The sequence below is a fragment of the Rheinheimera tangshanensis genome (genome assembly GCF_014645135.1).
Classification (GTDB): domain Bacteria; phylum Pseudomonadota; class Gammaproteobacteria; order Enterobacterales; family Alteromonadaceae; genus Pararheinheimera; species Pararheinheimera tangshanensis.
Genome location: NZ_BMLH01000001.1, coordinates 958,173 through 977,466 on the forward strand (window position 1 = coordinate 958,173; position 19,294 = coordinate 977,466).

The 19,294-nt window shown below is 46.1% G+C and carries 19 protein-coding genes; 13 read left to right on the forward strand and 6 right to left on the reverse strand.

What is annotated here, in order from left to right; all coding sequences use genetic code 11:
- Window positions 1-19: 19 nt before the first annotated feature.
- On the reverse strand, window positions 20-1,327 hold the full coding sequence (locus IEW88_RS04315) for an alkaline phosphatase (protein ID WP_147904907.1): 1,308 nt from the start codon (window positions 1,325-1,327) through the stop codon (window positions 20-22).
- A 262-nt stretch (window positions 1,328-1,589) separates the two neighbouring features.
- On the opposite strand from IEW88_RS04315, the gene IEW88_RS04320 reads away from it, so the two are divergent.
- From IEW88_RS04320 to IEW88_RS04330, 3 genes are read left to right on the forward strand one after another with little or no spacing between them, the layout of a single operon-like run.
- A complete protein-coding gene (locus IEW88_RS04320) occupies window positions 1,590-2,186 on the forward strand; it encodes a Slp family lipoprotein (protein ID WP_053425521.1) in 597 nt (198 codons plus the stop codon).
- Window positions 2,149-3,009: a class I SAM-dependent methyltransferase gene (locus IEW88_RS04325; protein ID WP_053425522.1), complete on the forward strand. Its 861-nt coding sequence runs from the start codon at window positions 2,149-2,151 to the stop codon at window positions 3,007-3,009. The genes IEW88_RS04320 and IEW88_RS04325 overlap by 38 nt, the downstream gene beginning before the upstream one ends.
- Window positions 3,009-3,848: an alpha/beta fold hydrolase gene (locus tag IEW88_RS04330; RefSeq protein WP_147904906.1), complete on the forward strand. Its 840-nt coding sequence runs from the start codon at window positions 3,009-3,011 to the stop codon at window positions 3,846-3,848. The genes IEW88_RS04325 and IEW88_RS04330 overlap by 1 nt, the downstream gene beginning before the upstream one ends.
- Here the strand turns inward: IEW88_RS04330 and IEW88_RS04335 are convergent.
- A complete protein-coding gene (locus IEW88_RS04335) occupies window positions 3,830-4,360 on the reverse strand; it encodes a hypothetical protein (protein WP_188713504.1) in 531 nt (176 codons plus the stop codon). The two genes, IEW88_RS04330 and IEW88_RS04335, sit on opposite strands and share 19 nt — an antisense overlap.
- Between IEW88_RS04335 and fadD the strand changes: the two genes are divergently transcribed.
- From fadD to IEW88_RS04350, 3 genes are all read left to right on the forward strand, one after another.
- Entirely contained in the window at window positions 4,342-6,000 is a 1,659-nt protein-coding gene (gene fadD / locus IEW88_RS04340; RefSeq protein ID WP_147904905.1) for a long-chain-fatty-acid--CoA ligase FadD, read from the forward strand. The genes IEW88_RS04335 and fadD overlap by 19 nt on opposite strands.
- An 83-nt stretch (window positions 6,001-6,083) precedes the next feature.
- Window positions 6,084-7,229, forward strand: coding sequence for a ribonuclease D (gene rnd, locus IEW88_RS04345; protein ID WP_147904904.1), 1,146 nt, complete (start codon window positions 6,084-6,086; stop codon window positions 7,227-7,229).
- A 153-nt stretch (window positions 7,230-7,382) separates the two neighbouring features.
- Complete coding sequence (locus tag IEW88_RS04350; RefSeq protein ID WP_229670291.1) at window positions 7,383-8,759, forward strand: DUF4397 domain-containing protein; 1,377 nt, start codon at window positions 7,383-7,385, stop codon at window positions 8,757-8,759.
- 58 nt (window positions 8,760-8,817) lie between these two features.
- On the opposite strand, the gene minE is transcribed toward IEW88_RS04350, so the two are convergent.
- The 3 genes from minE to minC are packed head-to-tail and all read right to left on the reverse strand — an operon-like array spanning window position 8,818 to window position 10,606.
- Window positions 8,818-9,078 carry a cell division topological specificity factor MinE gene (gene minE / locus IEW88_RS04355; protein ID WP_008900582.1) on the reverse strand — a complete coding sequence of 87 codons (261 nt, stop codon included), beginning with the start codon at window positions 9,076-9,078 and terminating at the stop codon, window positions 8,818-8,820.
- 4 nt (window positions 9,079-9,082) lie between these two features.
- Window positions 9,083-9,892 (reverse strand): septum site-determining protein MinD, encoded by an 810-nt coding sequence (gene minD / locus IEW88_RS04360; RefSeq protein WP_053425526.1) that lies wholly within the window; start codon window positions 9,890-9,892, stop codon window positions 9,083-9,085.
- 12 nt (window positions 9,893-9,904) lie between these two features.
- Window positions 9,905-10,606, reverse strand: coding sequence for a septum site-determining protein MinC (gene minC / locus IEW88_RS04365; protein WP_147904903.1), 702 nt, complete (start codon window positions 10,604-10,606; stop codon window positions 9,905-9,907).
- Window positions 10,607-10,747: 141 nt separating this feature from the next.
- Here minC and IEW88_RS04370 point away from each other — a divergent pair, with 141 nt between their 5' ends.
- From IEW88_RS04370 to IEW88_RS04390, 5 genes are all read left to right on the forward strand, one after another.
- Window positions 10,748-11,026: a YcgL domain-containing protein gene (locus IEW88_RS04370; RefSeq protein WP_053425528.1), complete on the forward strand. Its 279-nt coding sequence runs from the start codon at window positions 10,748-10,750 to the stop codon at window positions 11,024-11,026.
- Between the two features lie 3 nt (window positions 11,027-11,029).
- Window positions 11,030-12,169: a lytic murein transglycosylase gene (locus IEW88_RS04375; protein WP_147904902.1), complete on the forward strand. Its 1,140-nt coding sequence runs from the start codon at window positions 11,030-11,032 to the stop codon at window positions 12,167-12,169.
- Window positions 12,166-12,828, forward strand: coding sequence for a fumarylacetoacetate hydrolase family protein (locus tag IEW88_RS04380; RefSeq protein ID WP_147904901.1), 663 nt, complete (start codon window positions 12,166-12,168; stop codon window positions 12,826-12,828). Before IEW88_RS04375 ends, IEW88_RS04380 begins: the two co-directional genes overlap by 4 nt.
- Window positions 12,829-12,841: 13 nt before the next feature.
- Entirely contained in the window at window positions 12,842-13,339 is a 498-nt protein-coding gene (locus tag IEW88_RS04385) for a YcgN family cysteine cluster protein (protein ID WP_147904900.1), read from the forward strand.
- Between the two features lie 66 nt (window positions 13,340-13,405).
- Window positions 13,406-14,011 (forward strand): mechanosensitive ion channel domain-containing protein, encoded by a 606-nt coding sequence (locus tag IEW88_RS04390; protein WP_229670293.1) that lies wholly within the window; start codon window positions 13,406-13,408, stop codon window positions 14,009-14,011.
- A 61-nt stretch (window positions 14,012-14,072) separates the two neighbouring features.
- Here the strand turns inward: IEW88_RS04390 and cysZ are convergent, their stop codons facing one another.
- Complete coding sequence (gene cysZ, locus IEW88_RS04395; protein ID WP_147904899.1) at window positions 14,073-14,789, reverse strand: sulfate transporter CysZ; 717 nt, start codon at window positions 14,787-14,789, stop codon at window positions 14,073-14,075.
- A 185-nt stretch (window positions 14,790-14,974) separates the two neighbouring features.
- Between cysZ and IEW88_RS04400 the strand changes: the two genes are divergently transcribed.
- On the forward strand, window positions 14,975-18,376 hold the full coding sequence (locus IEW88_RS04400) for an AAA family ATPase (protein ID WP_147904898.1): 3,402 nt from the start codon (window positions 14,975-14,977) through the stop codon (window positions 18,374-18,376).
- A 19-nt stretch (window positions 18,377-18,395) separates the two neighbouring features.
- Complete coding sequence (gene zipA, locus IEW88_RS04405) at window positions 18,396-19,235, forward strand: cell division protein ZipA (RefSeq protein ID WP_147904897.1); 840 nt, start codon at window positions 18,396-18,398, stop codon at window positions 19,233-19,235.
- Window positions 19,236-19,294: the final 59 nt, after the last annotated feature.

The window sequence follows — 19,294 nt, forward strand, 5'->3', positions numbered from 1 at the left end:
TTTTTTCAATAACTAAATATTACTTTTGCTGTTGGATAAACTGGATCAGCTTTCCGGCAATTTCAGTATTGTCCTGAAAACCTGCGAATAGGTGTTTATCTGCACCGTAAGCCAGAACTGGTACATCAGCTGCCGTATGGCCACCGCTGGTCCAGCCTGTTGTCGAATGGTGATCAATACGTTGTTTGACTGCAGTCGCCAGAGTCTTTTGCCCTTGGCTGCGGGCTTTACTGAGTAACGCTTGTTCATCCGAGCTCAGCTCAAGACCAGTCAGCCCTAACCATGCCTGATACATCACTTTTTCATCTTTCAGAGCTAACAACTGGCCAGCGATGTAGTCACCGGAATGTTTTACTTTTTTAATGACATCGCGTTTCCAGCTGTATTGACCGCCGGCACCCAAAGATAAACCACCGGTTTCATGATCAGCTGTTACTACTAAAATAGTATCAGGATGATTATCCACATAAGCCTTGGCCACTTTAATAGCTTCAGCAAAATCGTGCATTTCAGCCATAGCGCAGGCTATATCATTAGCATGACCACACCAATCAATCTGGCTGCCTTCAATCATCACCACAAAACCTTTTTCGGCCGGCGACAACAGCTCCAGTGCTTTTTCTGTCATCTGTTTCAGTGGCAAAGGTTGTGGGTTGTCTAAGGCACTCTCAAACCCCTTAGGTGCAAACAACCCTAAAGCAGGCAGCTTGTTCAGGGTTTTTAAGCCAGTCCAGCTGTCTGTATACTGAAAACCCGCCTGTTTAAATTCCTCGACCAGATTACGGTCTTTGCGGATGAAATAACTGGTACCGCCGCCAAGCATTAAATCGGCAACGATCTGGCCATTTACTTTGTTGTCTATGTAATCATCTGCGATCTGATCATAGTTTTGACGGCTTTGGTCATGCGCCAGAAAACCAGCAGGAGTGGCGTGGTTAATTTGCGCCGTGACGACCACACCTGTCTGCATACCTTGAGCTTTGGCAATTTCCAGCATAGTGGTTAAAGGTTTATGGTCGTGATCAACCGCGATAGCACCGTTGTAGGTTTTATGAGTGCTGGACAGTGCTGTTGCAGCTGCAGCAGAATCTGTGACTACGGTGTCGTCATCCGGATAGGTGCTGGCATTACCAATCCATAACTCATCAAATACAGTACGCTCTACGACTTTGGTATGCGGGTTATCCATGTAATACCGGTAAGCTGCTAAATACGCAGGGCCCATGCCATCGCCAATCATATAAATAATATTTTTTGGGGCTGCAGTCACAGCAAAAGATGTAGAAGCAAGGCAAGCAAGACTGATCAAACTTAATTTTCTTAACATAAGAATACTCTGTGGGTAACTAAAAATCTGGTGCGACCAGAGCCGGTATGGTGAGGTTATCTTACGTCAGTGACCAAAATATGACAAAACTGTAAAGAGTCCAAACGCGACCAATAGACGTAAAAGCAGGACTGAACCAGGTAAGAGTAAAACTTCAGATATAAGTGTTGCGGAGCCGATCACGCTTGGCTTAGAGTAGTGACGGAACTAAAGCCGCTACACCTTATCTAAAAGGCCGTGTAGTTAATGAGGTTAAAAAGTCATGAGTAAGAAGTTTGTCGTTGTTGCTTTGAGTCTGATGGCGTTGGCTGGCTGTGCCAGTTATCCGGAACCAGTGCGTATTGCTGATAACGTAGCCTTAACCAGTTATGAAAATGCCACTCAACAGAATATAGATTTTGGTACAGCACGGTGGAGTGGTGTGATTGCAGAGATCAGTAATCAAGCCAATCAAACCCGTCTGGAGGTTGTGTATTTCCCGTCAGGCTCTAATGGTCGTCCGTCTGTGTCTGATCAAACTCAGGGCCGTTTTGTGACTTACATCAAAGGCTTTTTAGACCCTATGGTGTACCAGCGAGGTAAGTCGGTTACAGTGCTTGGAGAGTTGACTCGTGCTGAAGTTGGCAAAGTGGATGAGTATGAATACCGTTATCCGGTGATTAAAGATGCGAGGGTGTATTTATGGCCAAAACAGGAAGAACGAATTGAGGTCATTGATACCTGGCCTATGATGCGTCCTTATCCTTATTACTGGGGCTACAGTCCTGGTATACGCGTCCGCACTATTACAAAACAACATTCGACAATACAAGGCCCAGTACATGTTGACAATAATAAACAAAATAAAGTGCAACCTTAATTTAGTTATAGTTTCAGCTGCGCTTTGTAGCGCAGCTGCCTTAGCTGAAACTCCTTCTGCACCCGATCTGGCTGCGCTAGCGGATCATTCATTTCGAAGCGCAGAAGATAAAGCCCGAAACCAATACCGTCACCCGGTTGAGACTTTGACGTTTTTTGGCATTCAACCGAATATGTCTGTGCTTGAGATATGGCCTGCCCGCGGTTGGTATACAGATATTCTGGCGCCTTATTTAAAAGATCAAGGCAAGTTAAGCATCGCTAACTTCCGTGTAGATGACGGTACTATGCAAGATGACAGGAAAATCTTCTGGAGTCGCATCAGTGAAAAACTCAGCCAGCGTATTCTGCAACATAAAGATCACTTTGGAACTGTGTCGCAGACTGAATTTGATCCACCTGCTTACATGTATCTCGGGGCTGCCCAACAATACGATTTAGTACTTAGTTTCCGTAACGCACATATCTGGAACGAACAAGGTTATTTGCTGGATGTATTTCGCGCTGTATTTGATGTACTCAAACCTGGTGGGGTCTTTGGTATAGTCGAACACAGAGCGAGTCGCGTCTCCGAAATCTCCAGTTCGGCTGTAGAAGGTTATCTTGACGAGTCTTATGTGATTGCAGTCGCGGAGCAAGCCGGTTTCACTTTGCAAGCCAAATCAGAAATCAACGCGAATCCAAAAGATACCAAAGATTATCCAAAAGGTGTGTATGCCTTACCACCAACTTTGGCTATGGGCGCTGTAGACAGAGCTAAATATCTGGCTATAGGCGAGAGTGACCGTATGACTTTAAAATTTGTCAAAACCGTCAGTCACTAATGCAGGCAGTGAAGTTTTCGCTGCCCACTCTATCATTAGCGGGATGGCAACAAGGTCCGGAGACACAACAGGTCACTTTATGTCTGCATGGCTGGCTGGACAACGCTGATAGTTTTTTACCTCTTTGCGCTCACCTTACAGAATTGAATTTAGTTTCGATTGACCTGCCTGGGCATGGTCAATCCGATCATCGCAGTCCTGACGCCCATTATCATTTCTTAGATTGGATTTATGATCTGGCTACACTGATTAAAAGTGCGGGTTGGAAACAGGTCGATATTATCGGTCATTCAATGGGTGGCATGATTGGTTCTGTGTTAGCCGCTGTTATGCCGCAGATGGTACGCAAATTAGTATTGATCGACAGTCTGGGTCTGGTGGCAGGAGACGCAGCTAAAATCACTGAACAAGTTCGCACTGCAATTCATCACAGATGGCAAAGTCCACAGAAGCAAAAACCAGTTTACCCCGATCTGCATAGCGCTGCATTGGCCAGACAAAACCAAAGTGATTTTGACCTTGCAGCGGCACTGATTTTAACTCAAAGGGGCTCCATAACTTGCACTGAAGGAATCACCTGGTCAGCAGATATGCGTTTGCGGGAGTCCTCAATCTATCGATTGTTGCCACCACAAGTGACACAGCTGCTGCAGGATATTCAATGCCCAGTGCTTGCTATTTTGGCCACTGATGGTCTGGACATGATGCAACAAGCGCGACAACAGTATCAGTATTGTTATTCACAGCTAGAACTGGTGGAGTTAAGTGGTGGGCATCATTGCCATATGACTCAGCCGGAAAAAACGGCCAACGCAATCCGTCAATTTTTACTGTCCTGACGATTTTTTATGCTCTGCAATCCTGCAGAGCACCCTTGCGGGCCAGCTAGAGCTGTTAAAAATCGTTCCTGACGATTTTTTATGCTCTTCAATCCTGCAGAGCACCCTTGCGGGCCAGCTAAAGCTGTTAAAAATCGTTCCTGACGATTTTTTATGCTCTGCAATCCTGCAGAGCCCCCTTGCGGGCCAGCTAGAGCTGTTAAAAATCGTTCCTGACGATTTTTTATGCTCTTCAATCCTGCAGAGCACCCTTGCGGGCCAGCTAAAGCTGTTAAAAATCGTTCCTGACGATTTTTTATGCTGTTATAGTCGGGGTCAGAACTGCTGATTCCGCAGACAATTGTGAAATGAAAGCAATTGTGGGATGATGCAGGATTAGAGTAAAAACTCAGTGCCATTTTGTAGCAGATATCACCGAGGTCTGTACAAAGGGCCAACGTACTAACTATAACTACTATAACTAAAAAATAATAAATACCACGAGGAGAGGACAGTGGATCGAGTCTGGTCAAAAAATTACCCTGAAGGCGTTCCGGCTGATATCAATGCCGATCACTACGCATCGTTATTAGAAGTTTTTGATGAAAGCATCAAAGATTATGCAGGCAGAACTGCCTACATTAATATGGGGAAAAGCATCACCTACGCTGAATTAGATCAATTAAGCTTAAAGTTTGCCGCTTATTTGCAGCATCAATTAGGTTTGAAAAAAGGTGATGCAGTGGCTGTCATGATGCCTAATCTGCTGCAGTACCCTGTCTGTATTTTAGGTATTTTACGTGCAGGTTGTGTGGTGGTGAACGTTAATCCACTGTACACGCCCCGCGAATTGCAGCATCAGCTGCTGGACTCACAAGCCAAAGCCATTATCATTGTAGAGAACTTTGCTCACACCTTGTCTGAGGTTCAGGACAAGGTGAAGCTTGATCATGTGATCTTGACGCATATGGGCGATATGTTAGGTCTGGTGAAAGGCACTATAGTCAACCTGGTGGTCAAGCACGTTAAAAAACTGATCCCTGCGCACAACTTGAAAAAGTACGTCACTTATAAACAGGTGATAGCGGCCGGTAGTGCTGCAGCTTACAAAAAGCCTGTTGTGGTTGGTGAAGACCTGGCCTTTTTACAGTACACAGGGGGCACCACTGGCGTATCCAAAGGCGCTATGTTGACGCACCGTAATATGATAGCCAACCTGGAACAAGCAGCGGGCTGCTTAGACCCACTGCTGAGCAAAGGCAGTGAATTTATTGTCACAGCCTTACCTCTGTACCATATCTTTGCTTTAACAGCTAACTTCCTGGTTTTTATGAAGTATGGCGGTACTAATCTTTTGATTACTAACCCGCGAGACATGCCTAACTTCGTTAAGGAGCTGGCGAAATATCCGTTTACAGCATTAACCGGAGTTAATACATTATTTAATGGTTTACTCAATACTCCGGGCTTCGCTCAGCTTGATTTTAGTAAGTTAAAGCTTGCTCTGGGTGGAGGTATGGCTGTACAGCGTCCTGTGGCTGAGCGTTGGCAGAAAGTCACCTCAACCCGTCTGGTTGAGGGATATGGTTTAACTGAATGTGCGCCTTTAGTCACAGTAAGCCCCTACAATTTGCCCGCTTATAACGGCAGTATAGGTTTTCCTGCGCCTTCGACTGACATTAAACTGGTGAACGATGCAGGCGTTGAAGTGGCTGCTGGTGAAGCCGGTGAAATGTGGGTGAAAGGCCCCCAAGTGATGAAAGGTTATTACAACAGACCAGACGAAACAGCTAAAGTGTTAAATGCTGAAGGCTGGTTAGCCACTGGTGATATAGCTCGTGTTGATGACGATGGTTTCTTCTACATAGTCGATCGCAAAAAAGATATGATTTTAGTCTCAGGTTTTAATGTCTATCCAAATGAGATAGAAGAAGTCGTGGCAATGAACGATAAAGTATTGGAAGTTGCTGCCATTGGCGTGCCGAACGAATCTACAGGCGAAGCCGTGAAGATTTTTGTCGTGAAAAAAGATCAAAGCTTAACTGATATTGAACTCATACAACATTGTAAGGAACGTTTGACGGGCTATAAAGTGCCGAAGCTGGTAGAATTTCGCACCGAACTGCCAAAAACTAACGTAGGTAAAATCTTAAGGCGAGAGCTGAAAGGTTAAACCTGAAAAAAACCGGCTTTTGCCGGTTTTTTTACGACGAAAAATTGGTTAAAGAAATAGAAAGAGACAATCAAGGATTTAAAATGATGTATCAACTTATAACCTCCTCCTCTGCTTTAGCTGCGTTTTGTGCGCAAGCCGCCACCGCTGAGGTATTAGCTGTTGATACTGAATTTGTTCGGCAGACGACATTAAGTCCAAAGCTTGGCTTGATCCAGTTGTTTGATGGCAAACAACTGGTGCTGGTCGACCCGTTAGCTATTGATGATTGGAGTTCTTTGCAACAGCTGTTTGCTGATCCGGCAGTCTGTAAAGTGGTGCATTCCTGCAACGAAGATTTAGAAGCTTTAGCCACTAAAGATCTGTTACCCGTATTGCCTCTGATTGATACTCAACTGGCTGCCGAACTGGCAGGTTGGGGCGGAAGTCAGGGCTATGCCAAATTGGTACAACGAGTTTGTGCTATTGAGCTGGATAAAAGTGAATCCCGCACTGACTGGATAGCACGACCCTTATCTGCATTACAGCTGGATTACGCAGCCAAAGATGTAGAGCATTTGCTTGATGTATATCAGGCGCTGAAAACTGAGCTGGTGGCAAAAGGCCAATACGAACTGCTGCTTGCTGAAGGCGAACATTTAATAGCACGTCGCTCTTTTGGCTTGCCTCTATCATTTCGTCATCTGGAACTGAAAAACAGCAATCTGCTGACGCCACGTGAGCTTGCCATTTTGCGTGAATTAGTGATTTGGCGTCAGGAGTATGCGCAGCAGCATGATATGGCGCTGGGTTTTATCTTCAAAGATCATCATTTATTGGATATCGCTAAACGCCGTCCCGGTAGCCTCGAGTCAATGTTTAATATCCCTGAATTGCCTGGCCGTGAAGTGCGCCGTCATGGTAAAGCTGTATTGGCTTTGATTGAAAAAGCCAAAGCGTTGCCGCTTGAAGAATGTCCTGCTCCTTTTTATCACACTGATGTATTTCAGGGCTTTAAAGAAGAAATGCAAAAAATCACAGATGCTATTAAAGCCGCAGCGAGAGAGTCTGGTATTCCTGCTGAATTTATCGCTGTTCGTCGCCAAAGCACTGAGTTTTTCAATTGGTGCTGGCGGGTCAGTGATAAAGACAGGGGGCTGTTGCCTTTACCTGAGTTTTTGCGAGGCTGGCGCCGCGAGATACTGCGTAAGCATCTGCCTGTGCCTGCACATGCCGCTGAATTGATCTGATCAAGCTTTTACTGCGTAAATACGAGCCTTTCTGAATATGGTTTAATGCATTTTTTTAGAAAAATCATCCGGTTTTTTGCAAAAAAAGCCGTTGATCTAGTCAAAATTTGTCGTCGTAACCCTTTTGCAACATAAACAATCAAAAGGGTATTTATGATGAGATGGACAAATAAACTATGTGTCGTAGGTTTCGCGCTGCTTGCTATCGCAGGTTGTAACGATTCTGACTCTCCACCAGAAATAATAGCTCCGCCACCTGTTAACGCGACAGTTAAAGTTGTGCACGCAGTTTCTGATGCACCAGATGTCGCGATCACCGCTAATGGTAGTGTAGCCGTTGAAAATCTGGCTTTTGGTGATGCCGCAGGACCAGTTTCCGTCGCACCTGGTAATTTCAGTACTTCTGTTGGTGCCAAATTACCTGGTGGCACCCAAGCCACAGTGATCCCACAAACCAGCATTTCTTTAGCAGAAGCAACTGATTATGTAATTTTTGCTGTTGGTAAAGCAGCTGACAGTAGCATCGAACCTTTGGTTGTTAACTTTCCTCAAACAGCAGTAAGTAGCGGTAATGTACGTCTGCGCGTGGTACACGCTGCGGCATCTGCTCCAACAGTTGACGTGCATTTGACAGCTCCTGCTGCTGAATTATCCGCAGGTACTGTGGCCGCGACTCTTGAATTTAGCGCCAATACAGGCGATGTCACTGTTCCTGCTGGCGACTACAGAGTGCGTATCACTCCAGCTGGTGATTTGAGCACTGTAGTGTATGACTCAGGCACTGTCGCTTTGACTTCCGGTCTGGACTTAACCATAGCTGCGTTGGACAGCAAGTTTGCTGGTGATTCGCCCGTCTCTTTATTAGCTTTAGTACAAGGCGGCGATACCAGTCTTGAGCTGTTGGACCAGGGCTCTGTCTCTGCGGTCCGTGTGGTGCATGATGTATCTGATGCGCCAGCTGTTGACGTGTTAGTTAACAATGCTGAAGCTATCAATGCCTTAGCTTTCCCTAACTTTACTGATTACGCTGAATTGGCTCCAGACACATATAACGTCAAAGTAGCTGCGGATGCGGATAATTCAGTTGTCGTAATTAACGCTGACCTGGAGCTGGAGGCTGGTGTTTATTACACTGTGCATGCAGTAGGTTCGTTAACTGAAAACAGTATTGAGCCTCTGGTAGTAGAAGATAAGCCACGTCGTATTGCCACCGCCGCACAAATTCGTGTGATCCACGGTTCTAGTCTGGCAGGCCCTGTCGATGTGTATTTAACTGCAACTTCTGATATTTCAGCGGCTACAGCAGCACTGAGCAACGTACCTTTCAAAGCGGACTCTGGCTATATCCAGGTACCTGCAGGTGATTATTTTGTCACTGTAACACCAACAGGCAGCAAAACAGCAGCTATTGGTCCTGTCGCTGTGACCTTAGATACCAATAAGATCTACACTGCAGTAGCGCGGGATGGTCAGGGTTTGACCGCTGATCTGGGATTGATCCTGTTGGACGACTTTAATAACGTACAGTAAAACTTAATAAAAAAAGAGGCAGGATCACAGATCCTGCCTCTTTTTAGTTTTTTAATTATTATTTTTTGTCGTCAGGGAAGGTGACGTTTAACTCCAGCACTGACAACTCGTCTGAACTTTTTTCCAGAGAGACAGACACCTGATCATCCGCTATATCGACATATTTGCGGATCACGGCCAAAATATCGCGTTCCAGCTGTGGCAAATAATCCGGGCTGTTGCGTCTGTTGCGCTCATGGGCGACGATGATTTGTAACCGCTCTTTGGCAGTTGAAGCGGTATTTTTTTTCGTTGAACGGAAATAATCCAATAACGACATTCGCTTAGCCTCCAAATATACGTTTGAGCAAGCCTTTTTTCTCCACATTCAGGAAACGGAAAGGCACGTCTTCGCCAAGCAAACGGGCGACTGTATCTAAATAGGCCTGACCTGCGTCACTTTCTTCATCCAGAATAACCGGAGTACCGGAGTTGGATGCATTTAACACAGCCTGAGATTCAGGAATGACACCTAAAAGTTTAATCGCCAGAATTTCGCCGACATCTTCTACACTCAGCATCTCGCCTTTGACGACGCGCTCAGGATTGTAGCGGGTTAACAGCAAGTGTTCTTTGATACCAGGTAAGCCTTGTTCAGCACGACGTGATTTGCTGCTGAGCATACCTAGAATACGGTCTGAGTCACGGACTGACGACACTTCAGGGTTAGTCACAACTATTGCTTCATCGGCAAAATACAACGCCATCATAGCGCCTGATTCAATACCGGCAGGCGAGTCACAGATGATGTAGTCAAATTCTTCTGCCAGCTCGTTCAGAATGCGCTCTACGCCTTCTTTGCTCAGAGCGTCTTTATCTCGGGTTTGGGAAGCAGGCAGAATAAACAGGGTGTCGATACGTTTATCTTTGATCATCGCCTGTTTTAAATTCGCTTCACCGTTAATCACATTAACGAAATCGTAAACCACACGACGTTCACAGCCCATGATTAAGTCCAGATTTCTCAAACCTATATCGAAATCGATAATCACGGTTTTAAAACCGCGCATCGCGATACCTGTGCCAATAGCTGCGCTTGACGTAGTTTTGCCTACGCCACCTTTACCTGATGTAACAACAATGATTTTTGCCATCGCAAAATATCCTTAAAGCAAATCTGCTAAAACCAACTTATCGTCCTGCAACCCAATGCAAGCCGACTTACCCCAATATTCGCCTTGCAGACTGTCACTGAGCCAGTAACTTCCGGCTATGGAGATCAGTTCAGCTTCCAGCTTGTGACAAAACACGCGTTTTTGACTATCTCCGGCAGCGCCTGCTATGGCTTTACCACGCAAGGTACCGTAAATATGTATATTGCCATCGGCAATGACTTCAGCGCCGGCACCTACAGTACCACGGATCACTAAATCTGCACCTTTGGCATAAATTTGTTGGCCGGAGCGAATGTTTTGCTCCACCACTTTGGTCTCCATCACAGGAGCAGCAACGGCGGCTTCTGTTTTTGTTTCTTTTTCTTTGCTTTCTTTGGCCGGAGTTTTACTTTTGCTCAATTGCAATGAAGCCAAACCAGCGGCCTGAGCCACTTTTTTTAGTTCAGCAGATGCACCACATACACCGACCAAGACCAGCTCGAGTTCCTTGAAAACTTCAGCAATAGCTGCGAAATCAGGAGCTTGAGTTACAGACTCGACATTAATCACCACAGGTGCGCGGTAAAAAAAGGCTGGAGCTTGCGCCAATTTTTGTTGCAACTGAGTTTTTACTGCAGCGGCAGACAAGTCCTGACAATACAACACAGACAGTGGAAATAAACTGCCTTTTAATTCAAAGGAATGATCAGACATAGCTCAAAATGCGCACTTTATTATTTGTTTAATGACGGCAAAAAATCGTGTCAGCCTTTATTTGCTTGGTACGCAAGGCTGGTGCTTCATGTTATAGTTTGCGCCCCTGTTAGGCAAGTTAGTCAGAGTAGTTTTTGTCCTATGTTATGTGTCATTTATAAAAGTCCGAAGCTGGACCAAACCTATTTGTACGTATTGCGCCGTGATGACTTTAGCGCTGTACCTGAAGCCTTACTGAAAACCTTTGGCAAACCCCAACTGGTGACGCTGGTGAATCTGGCCACCAAAAGCAAACTAGCCCACGCAGATATTGATAAAGTCAGAGCACAACTGACAGAACAGGGCTTTTATTTACAATTGCCTCCGCCGCCTGAAGATTTACTTAAAGCGCATAAAGAGAGCTTGCAAAACAAGGAGTAACAGATGAAGTTGACTCAAATCGCAGTCATTGTGGTCAGTAGTTTATTGTTATCTTGTACCAGCACTGTGTCTGGCAATGCCCAAACTAAAACACAAACGGTAAAAACTGCGCCTGTCGCTAAAGTACCTGCCCTGCAAAAAGCCCAAACAGCCTCTGTGTCTGCATTACCTGCGCAAGATGCTTTGAATAAAGGTAGTTTTGAACAATACGCAGCTTCTTTAAAACAGCAGGCCTTAGACAAAGGCTATTCCAAAACTCTGGTCAATGAGGTATTCGCCAGCTTAAAGCACTACAAATCTGCAGTAGTGGCAGATAAAAAGCAGCCTGAATTTACTGAAACCTTAGATACCTATTTACCGAAGCGTGTGAGTAAACAACGCATTGCGCTGGCGCGTAAATATTACAAGGAGCATCAGCAAGAGCTGGAAAGCATAGGCCAGAAATATGGGGTACAACCGCGTTTTATTGTGGCTTTATGGGGGCTTGAGAGTAGCTTTGGTAAGTTTATGGGCAACTATTCAGTACCTTCTGCTTTAGCCACTATGGCCTATGATGGCCGCCGGGAGTCCTTTTTTAAATCTGAATTCTTTCTGGCACTGGATATTCTGCAGCAAGGCCATGTCAGCTTGGCAGATATGAAAGGCTCATGGGCTGGTGCTATGGGCCAAAGCCAGTTTATGCCCAGTGCATTTATGTCCTATGCTCAGGATGGTGACGGTGATGGTCACATCAACATTTGGCAAAGCCGTACTGATGCTTTCGCCTCTATTGCCAATTATTTAAAAACCCGTGGTTGGGACAATAGCCAAACCTGGGGCAGAGAAGTAAAAGTACCGAATAACTTCGATTTCTCTTATGTGATCCCAAAAGGCAGTAAAGACAGAACTCAGTGGCTGCAGTGGTGGGCTAAATCTGAACGTTCTTTAGCGGCCTGGCAAAGCTTAGGGGTTCGCACCACTGAAGGCAAAGCTTTGCCAAAGCGTGATATCAAAGCTGCATTGGTGATGCCGGATGACGAACAAGGTCGGGTCTATCTGGCGTACAGCAACTATCAAACGCTGATGCACTGGAACCGGTCTTATTATTTTGTCACCAGCGTAGGTTATCTGGCGGATTTAATAGTAGCTGAGGATAAAGCATGAGTTATCAGCATAAAGATCTGCAAGGGCAGGCGATCCATCTGCCGGTAGGCAAAGCACTGTGTATTGGTCAGAATTATCAGGACCATATCGCTGAAATGAACAGCAAAACGGCACCGGAAGCACTGTTCTTTATCAAGCCCAGTACAGCTGTCGTTGATATCCATCAGTCTTTTCCTATCCCAGACCAGTTAGGTGCTGTGCATAATGAAACTGAGCTGGCCGTGCTGATTAAAGCCCCCTTAACCAAAGTGACTCCAGAGCAAGTGCTGGACGCTGTTTGGGGTTATGGTCTGGCGCTGGATTTAACACTACGGGATCAGCAAAAGAAACTAAAAGAGCTCGGACGGCCCTGGGAAATTGCCAAAGGTTTTGATGGCGCTTGCCCTGTCTCTGGTTTTATTGCGGCTGATGAACTGGGTGATGTGCAACAGTTAGAGTTTGGCCTGAAGGTGAATGGTGAGACGCGTCAGCAAGGCGATACCCGTATGATGATCCGTTCTGTGACTCAAATCATCAGCGAAATGTCACAGTTTTTTACTTTGCTACCTGGTGATCTGGTACTGACAGGCACACCAGCTGGAGTGGGGCCACTTTATAGTGGCGATCAGTTAGAATTAACTCTGGCCAACAAGCTACATATTAAGACGTCAGTACGCTGACAGAGAGGTTGAAGTGTTAACAGCAAAATTCTGGGAAACAAAAAGCCTGGAACAAATGACAACAGAAGAATGGGAAGCAGTCTGTGATGGCTGCGCCAAATGTTGTCTGAATAAATTTATCGATGATGAAGACGAAGAAGCCGAAGGCCCAACGGATTACATCAAACCAGATGAGCAAATCCATTTCACCAACATAGCGTGTCGTTATCTGGACAGCCATAAATGTGCCTGTACTGTGTACGAGCAGCGTACAGTGCTGGTGCCGGATTGCGTCAAGCTGACGCAGGATAATTTAAAAGACATCTTTTTTATGCCCAATAGCTGCAGCTATCGTCGTTTGCACGAAGGCCGTGGTTTACCGTCCTGGCACCCGCTTCTGAATAATGGCAAAAAAAGCCTGATGCATAAAAAGCAAATGTCAGTGCGCAACAAAACCATTTCTGAAGATGCGGTCGATATGGAAAAGTTTGAAGATTATATTGTGACCTGGGCTATTAACGATCTGGACTAACCATTTTCAGTATCGGTTCAGTTGGGCAAGCAAAAATAGCGTTTTTTGATTTTGAGGGTGATGGTTGTGCAAGAAGCCATGCAGATTTTGCATCAGTTAAAACAGTTAATGGCCACTTTTAGTCCGGCCATAGTGCAGATGGTGATCAGTGCAATCATCATTTTGATTTATATCATTTTGAGCCGTCGTATTGCGCCTTTTGTTTATCGCACTATAGCGGCCAGTGTATTAAAAGATGAAATGAATCGCCGCGCTTTAGTGGTGTTTCATATACTGCTGTTTTTACTGCTGGTTGTTGTCCTAAGTGTAGTCTGGGGCATCGACATCAAAGGGTTGCTGGTTCTTGCGTCTTCAATGATTGCAGTGATAGGTGTGGCATTATTTGCCGCCTGGTCGCTGTTGAGTAATATCACTGCCTTTTTTATCATGTTAGGCCAACGTAATTTTGCACCAGGTGCTGAAGTGAAAATTATTGATGGTGCGAACCATGTTGAAGGCAAGGTGGTGGAAATCAATTTGTTCAGCACAGTACTGCTGACAAAAAACAACGAACAAATTGTCTATCCGAATAACCTGATCGTGTCCCGTCCAGTGGTAGTGCAACATCAGTTCAAAGCAGATAAAAGCAAAACGGCACACAGATGGCGGCGCAGACACCCGGATCACCGCTAACCTGAAATTGGGGTCAGATCACATTGTTAACTGTTAACAATGTGATCTGACCCCATTTTTATTAATCTGGCAGGCGCAGTGCTTCTCTGAATTTATCCACCCACATAGCAGTTGCGCCACAAACAGCTACCGGCATAATCAGTAAGTTAATCAAGGGTACTAAGCTCAGCAGATACACACTGATGCCAAACCCATAACTGTGTTTCCATTGCAGTTTGAGCGCCTTTCTCATGGTGCTAAAAGGCACTTTGTGGTTATCAAACGGATAGTCACAGTACTGAATAGCCAGCATCCAGCTGCAGAATAAAAACCACAACAACTGACCTATGCCCGGCAGGATAAAAAACAGCAGTAAAAAGCCGATGGCGCGCGGCAAACAATAAACAAACTTTTGCCATTCACGGCCCAGCATACGCGGTACATCTTTTAAAAATGCGGCCAGGCCTTGATCTGGCAGCGGCTGACCCGTTAAATGCAGCTCAGTTTTTTCCGCCAGTAAGGCGTTAAAAGGGGCTGCGATAAAATTAGCCACCATGGTGAAGGTTAAAGCTAAACCCATCACAATAGAAAACAGCGCCAAAGGCCAGACTAAAAAGCCGATAAAACTCAGCCAGTCCGGCAAGGTTGCTACGACCTGATCGACCCAGCCACCTAACTGACTGAATAAATAACCAAAAGCCAGCGCAAACAGCACCAGGTTGATACAAAGTGGCACCACCACATAACGTTTTAAGCCCTTAACCCGGATCAGGTTCAAACCTTTCATCAAATAATGCATAACTTTTATACCTCAACAGGGATCCAGGTCCAGGGCGAGCATATAGGCCATGTATCTGAGTCGCAACATAAAATCCGTAAGCAACTTTTTCAGCGCAGGAATACAAAGCGGCCGTGACAGCAGCACTGCTGTTCTGTTACATTCACTTTTGTTAACAAAACCTCGGCCTTATTGTTCAGGGACAGATGCGTCTTAAGCAAATTAAATTAGCGGGTTTTAAATCCTTCGTTGATCCTACCCAGGTGGCTTTTCCTGCTGCAATGACTGCTGTAGTGGGACCAAACGGCTGCGGAAAATCTAACGTTATTGACGCTGTACGCTGGGTGCTGGGCGAAAGCTCGGCAAAAAACCTGCGTGGTGATGCGATGACAGACGTTATTTTTAACGGCTCCACGCAGCGTAAACCCGTGTCTCAGGCTTCTGTTGAACTGATGTTCGAAAACACTCAGGGCCGTTTGCAAGGCACGCTGGCTGATCGTAGTGAAATAGCCATCAAACGTTTAGTAACGCGGGATGGCCAGTCGAATTACTTCCTTAATGGTACTAAATGTCGCCGCCGTGATATCACAGATATCTTCCTCGGCACAGGTTTAGGCCCACGCAGTTACGCCATTATTGAACAAGGCATGATTTCACGGCTGATTGAATCCAAACCTGCGGACTTGCGTATTTTTATCGAAGAAGCGGCCGGTATTTCGAAATACAAAGAACGCCGGCGCGAAACTGAAAACCGTATTAAACATACCCGCGAAAACCTGGACCGTTTATCTGATGTGCGCGAAGAGCTGGGTAAAAACCTCGATAAGTTAAAACGCCAGGCTGCAGCTGCGGCACGTTTTAAAGAACTGAAAGCGCAGGAGCGTAAGCTCAAAGCGGAATTGGCCTGTGTGAAATGGTTACACTTTCATGGCCTGCTGCAGAAAACAGAGTTGGATATAGAGCACAAGCTGACCGAAATAGAACAATTTCAGGCGGCTCAATCCGGTGATCAATTGCTGGTGTTGCAACTCAAAGAGCAGCAACAGGATTTACGCGCTGAGCAGCAACAAGTGCAGCAGCAGTATTATCAGGTCGGTAATCAGATCACGCGCTTAGAGCAACAGCAACTGCACCAACGTCAGCGTCGCCAAAGCCTGACCGATGAGCTGCGGTCCTTGCAACTGACTTTGCAGGAAGCTGACTCTTATATGGCGCAGCAGCGAGAGCAACTGGCAGAACTTGAATTCCAGCTCGAACATGCAGCACCAGATAGCGAACTGAAACAAGAGCAATTTGAAAGCCTGACCGAACAAGCGGAGCAAGCTCAAGAACAACTGCTGCAGGCTCAGAGCGCACTGCAGCAATGGCAGCAACAGTTTTTTGCCTTGCAGCAACAGCAGCAACAGAATCAGCTCAAAGCGCAGCACAGCCAACAGCAACAGCAGCAGTTACTCAACCGTATCAGCCAGTTACAACAAGAGTTAGCGCAACTGGATGCGGTGGCCGACTCGAAAGCTGCAGAGCCATTACTTACCAAACAGCACGAAACACAGCAGCAACTAGAGCTACTGCAACAGCAAAGTTCTGAAGCTGAGCAAGGTTATCAGGATTTACAGCACGCACAGCAGCAATACAAACAGCAGCAACTGGTACGGCAAAGCGAATTAAAGCAGCTAAAAAACCAGCAGGACAAACTCAGTCAAATTCAGCGGCAGGTGAATCAGCAGCAACAGCAGCTGTTAAAGCAGCTGGAGATTGAACCGCAATGGGCCAGGGCTGTTAGTCTGGTGCTGGGCGAATTACAGCATGCAGTGATGGAGCAGGGGACAGAGCAAAGTTATGTCGCGCCAACTCAACTGACTGCCAAAGCCGGTACTTTAGCTGCGGTGATCCGTTCAGGCCTGTATCCGGATCCCTTTCATAGTGTGTTGCTGGCCGACAGCATCGAACAAGCGCGGGCATTGCAACAGCAGCTAGAACCACAGCAATCTGTGATTTGCCCGCAAGGCATTTGGCTTGGCAGCAACTGGCAGTTAGTACCGGGACAAGCGGCTTCTGACAACTACTTAACCCGGCAACAGCAATTGCTGGAACTGGCGGAACAGATCCAGCAGCTTGAACAACAGATAGCGGAACAGCAGCAGCTCGAAGTGCGCTTCGACACAGAAGTCGCAACGAGCAGGCAGCAGTGGCAACACAGCCAACAGCAATTGCAGCAAACCAAAGAGCAGCTGCAAAAAATCAGCACCGACCTTTTATTACTGCAACAACAGCAGCAATTACAACAACAAAGACGCTTACAGGCATCTACAGAGCTGACGGCTCAGCAGCAGGATTTTGAGTTATTAAGCCTGCAGCTGGATGAGCTGGAGCAACAATCCGAAGCGTTGGACGAGCAGTATCAGGCACAAAAAGCCAAAGAATGGCAGTTGCAGCAACAACAAACACAAAGCCAGCAGCAGTATCAACAACTTAAACAACAGCAAGATGCTGTGCGTCAGCAACTGCAGCAACTGCAGCTGGAGCAACAAAGTGCGCAAAAGCAGCTAAGTTTCAGCCAGCAGAATTTGCAACGTAGCCAGCAACAACAGCAGCAATTGCAGCAGCGCTTCCAATTGGTGCAGGAGCAATTGGCTGAAGTGTCAGAGCCGGATGCTGAGCAACATGAAAGCTTGCAACTATTACTGGAACAACGGGCTGAAGTTGAACTTTTAGTGCAGCAAAAAGCCGAAGCTTTGCATCAACTGGATGATAAGCTGCGTCAGGCCGAGCAAGGTCATCAGGGCGTTGCGCATTTACTGACGCAAAAGCAAAAAGAATTAGCCGATTTGCAGCTGGGTGCCGAAGGATATCGGGTGCGCGCCAATAATATGCTGGAGCAACTGACAGAGCTGCAGGTCAATTTTAAAGAACTGAGTGAAACTTTGCCCGCCGAAGCCAACGAGCAGGAATGGCAACAACAACTGGAAAAAACGCAGGATGCAGTAGGGCGTTTAGGGCCTATTAATCTGGCGGCTATTGAAGAATTTGAACAGCAGGACGAGCGTAAACAGTATCTGGATGCGCAGCATCAGGATTTAGTCTCAGCGCTTGAGACTCTGGAAACTGCGATTCGTAAAATTGATCGGGAAACCCGGCAAAAATTTAAAGAAACCTTTGAGCAGGTGAACGATGGTCTGCAAACTTTGTTTCCAAAAGTTTTTGGTGGAGGTAGTGCCTATCTTGATTTAACTGAAGAAGATCTGTTAGAAACAGGTGTAACTATCATGGCGAGACCGCCAGGGAAAAAAAACAGTACAATTCACTTACTCTCGGGTGGTGAAAAAGCGCTAACCGCTTTATCATTGGTGTTTTCGATTTTTCGATTAAATCCGGCACCTTTTTGCATGTTGGATGAAGTTGATGCACCTTTGGATGATGCAAACGTAGGCAGATTTTGTAATCTGGTACGGGAAATGTCTGAAACTGTGCAATTTATTTATATCAGTCACAATAAAATTGCCATGGAAATGGCGGCACAATTAATGGGGGTGACCATGCAGGAACCCGGTGTGTCCAGAGTTGTGGCTGTAGATGTGGAAGATGCTGTGAAAATGGCACAAGCCTAAAAACTAAAAGGTAAAAGAGATGGCTGAGGAATTACGTTTAGTCTTGATTGTTTTGGGTGTATTGGGTATCAGCGCTTTAGCTTTACACGGCTGGTGGACAGTCCGGAAAAATAATAAGGACATTGGCAAATACGAAGTGGATGCCTCGGCAAATGCCGGTCCAAAGGCTGATGGATTTGATGAATTGGGTATTGGTCGCAAGCGTGTATTGCAACCGGGCGAAAAACCGCAACCTAAACCAGCACCAACAGTAGCTCCAAAAGCCAATAAATTACGTGAACCAGTGAAGGTGCGTCGTGAGCCAGAATTAAACGAGCCGTCGCTGGATATGGGCAGCTTTTCTGCCACAGACGAGCCTTATGCTGAAGCTGTAGCCGAAGAGCAACAGGCCGCTTACGAAGCTGAAAAAGATCAAGGCGCTCAGGCACCAGCGAACGAAGTGTTGATCCTGTACGTATTGCTGCCGGAAGGTGAAGAAATTAACGGTTCCTTGTTATTGCCTTCGTTACTGACCTTAGGTTTTAAATACGGTGAGATGAATATTTTCCACCGTTTCCAGGACAACGCAGGTTCAGGCGAAGTACTGTTTTCTTTGGCCAATATGTTTAATCCAGGCACCTTCGATTTAGAAGACATGGATAAAATGAATACCCGTGGTTTAAGTCTGTTTATGACCTTGCCAGGGCCTGGCGAAGCCTTACAGAACTTCAACCTGATGCACAGTGCCGCTAAAAAACTGGCCGATGAATTTGGTGGTCAGGTACTGGATGGTCAGCGTTCAGTGCTGACAGTACAAACAGTGCGGCATTATGTGGAAAAAATCCGCGAGTTTCAGCGTCAACGCCTGATCCACGGTTAATACAGAACAGCTATTAAACAGGCCCCGTTATCGGGGCCTCGTTATTTTAGAATCGAAGA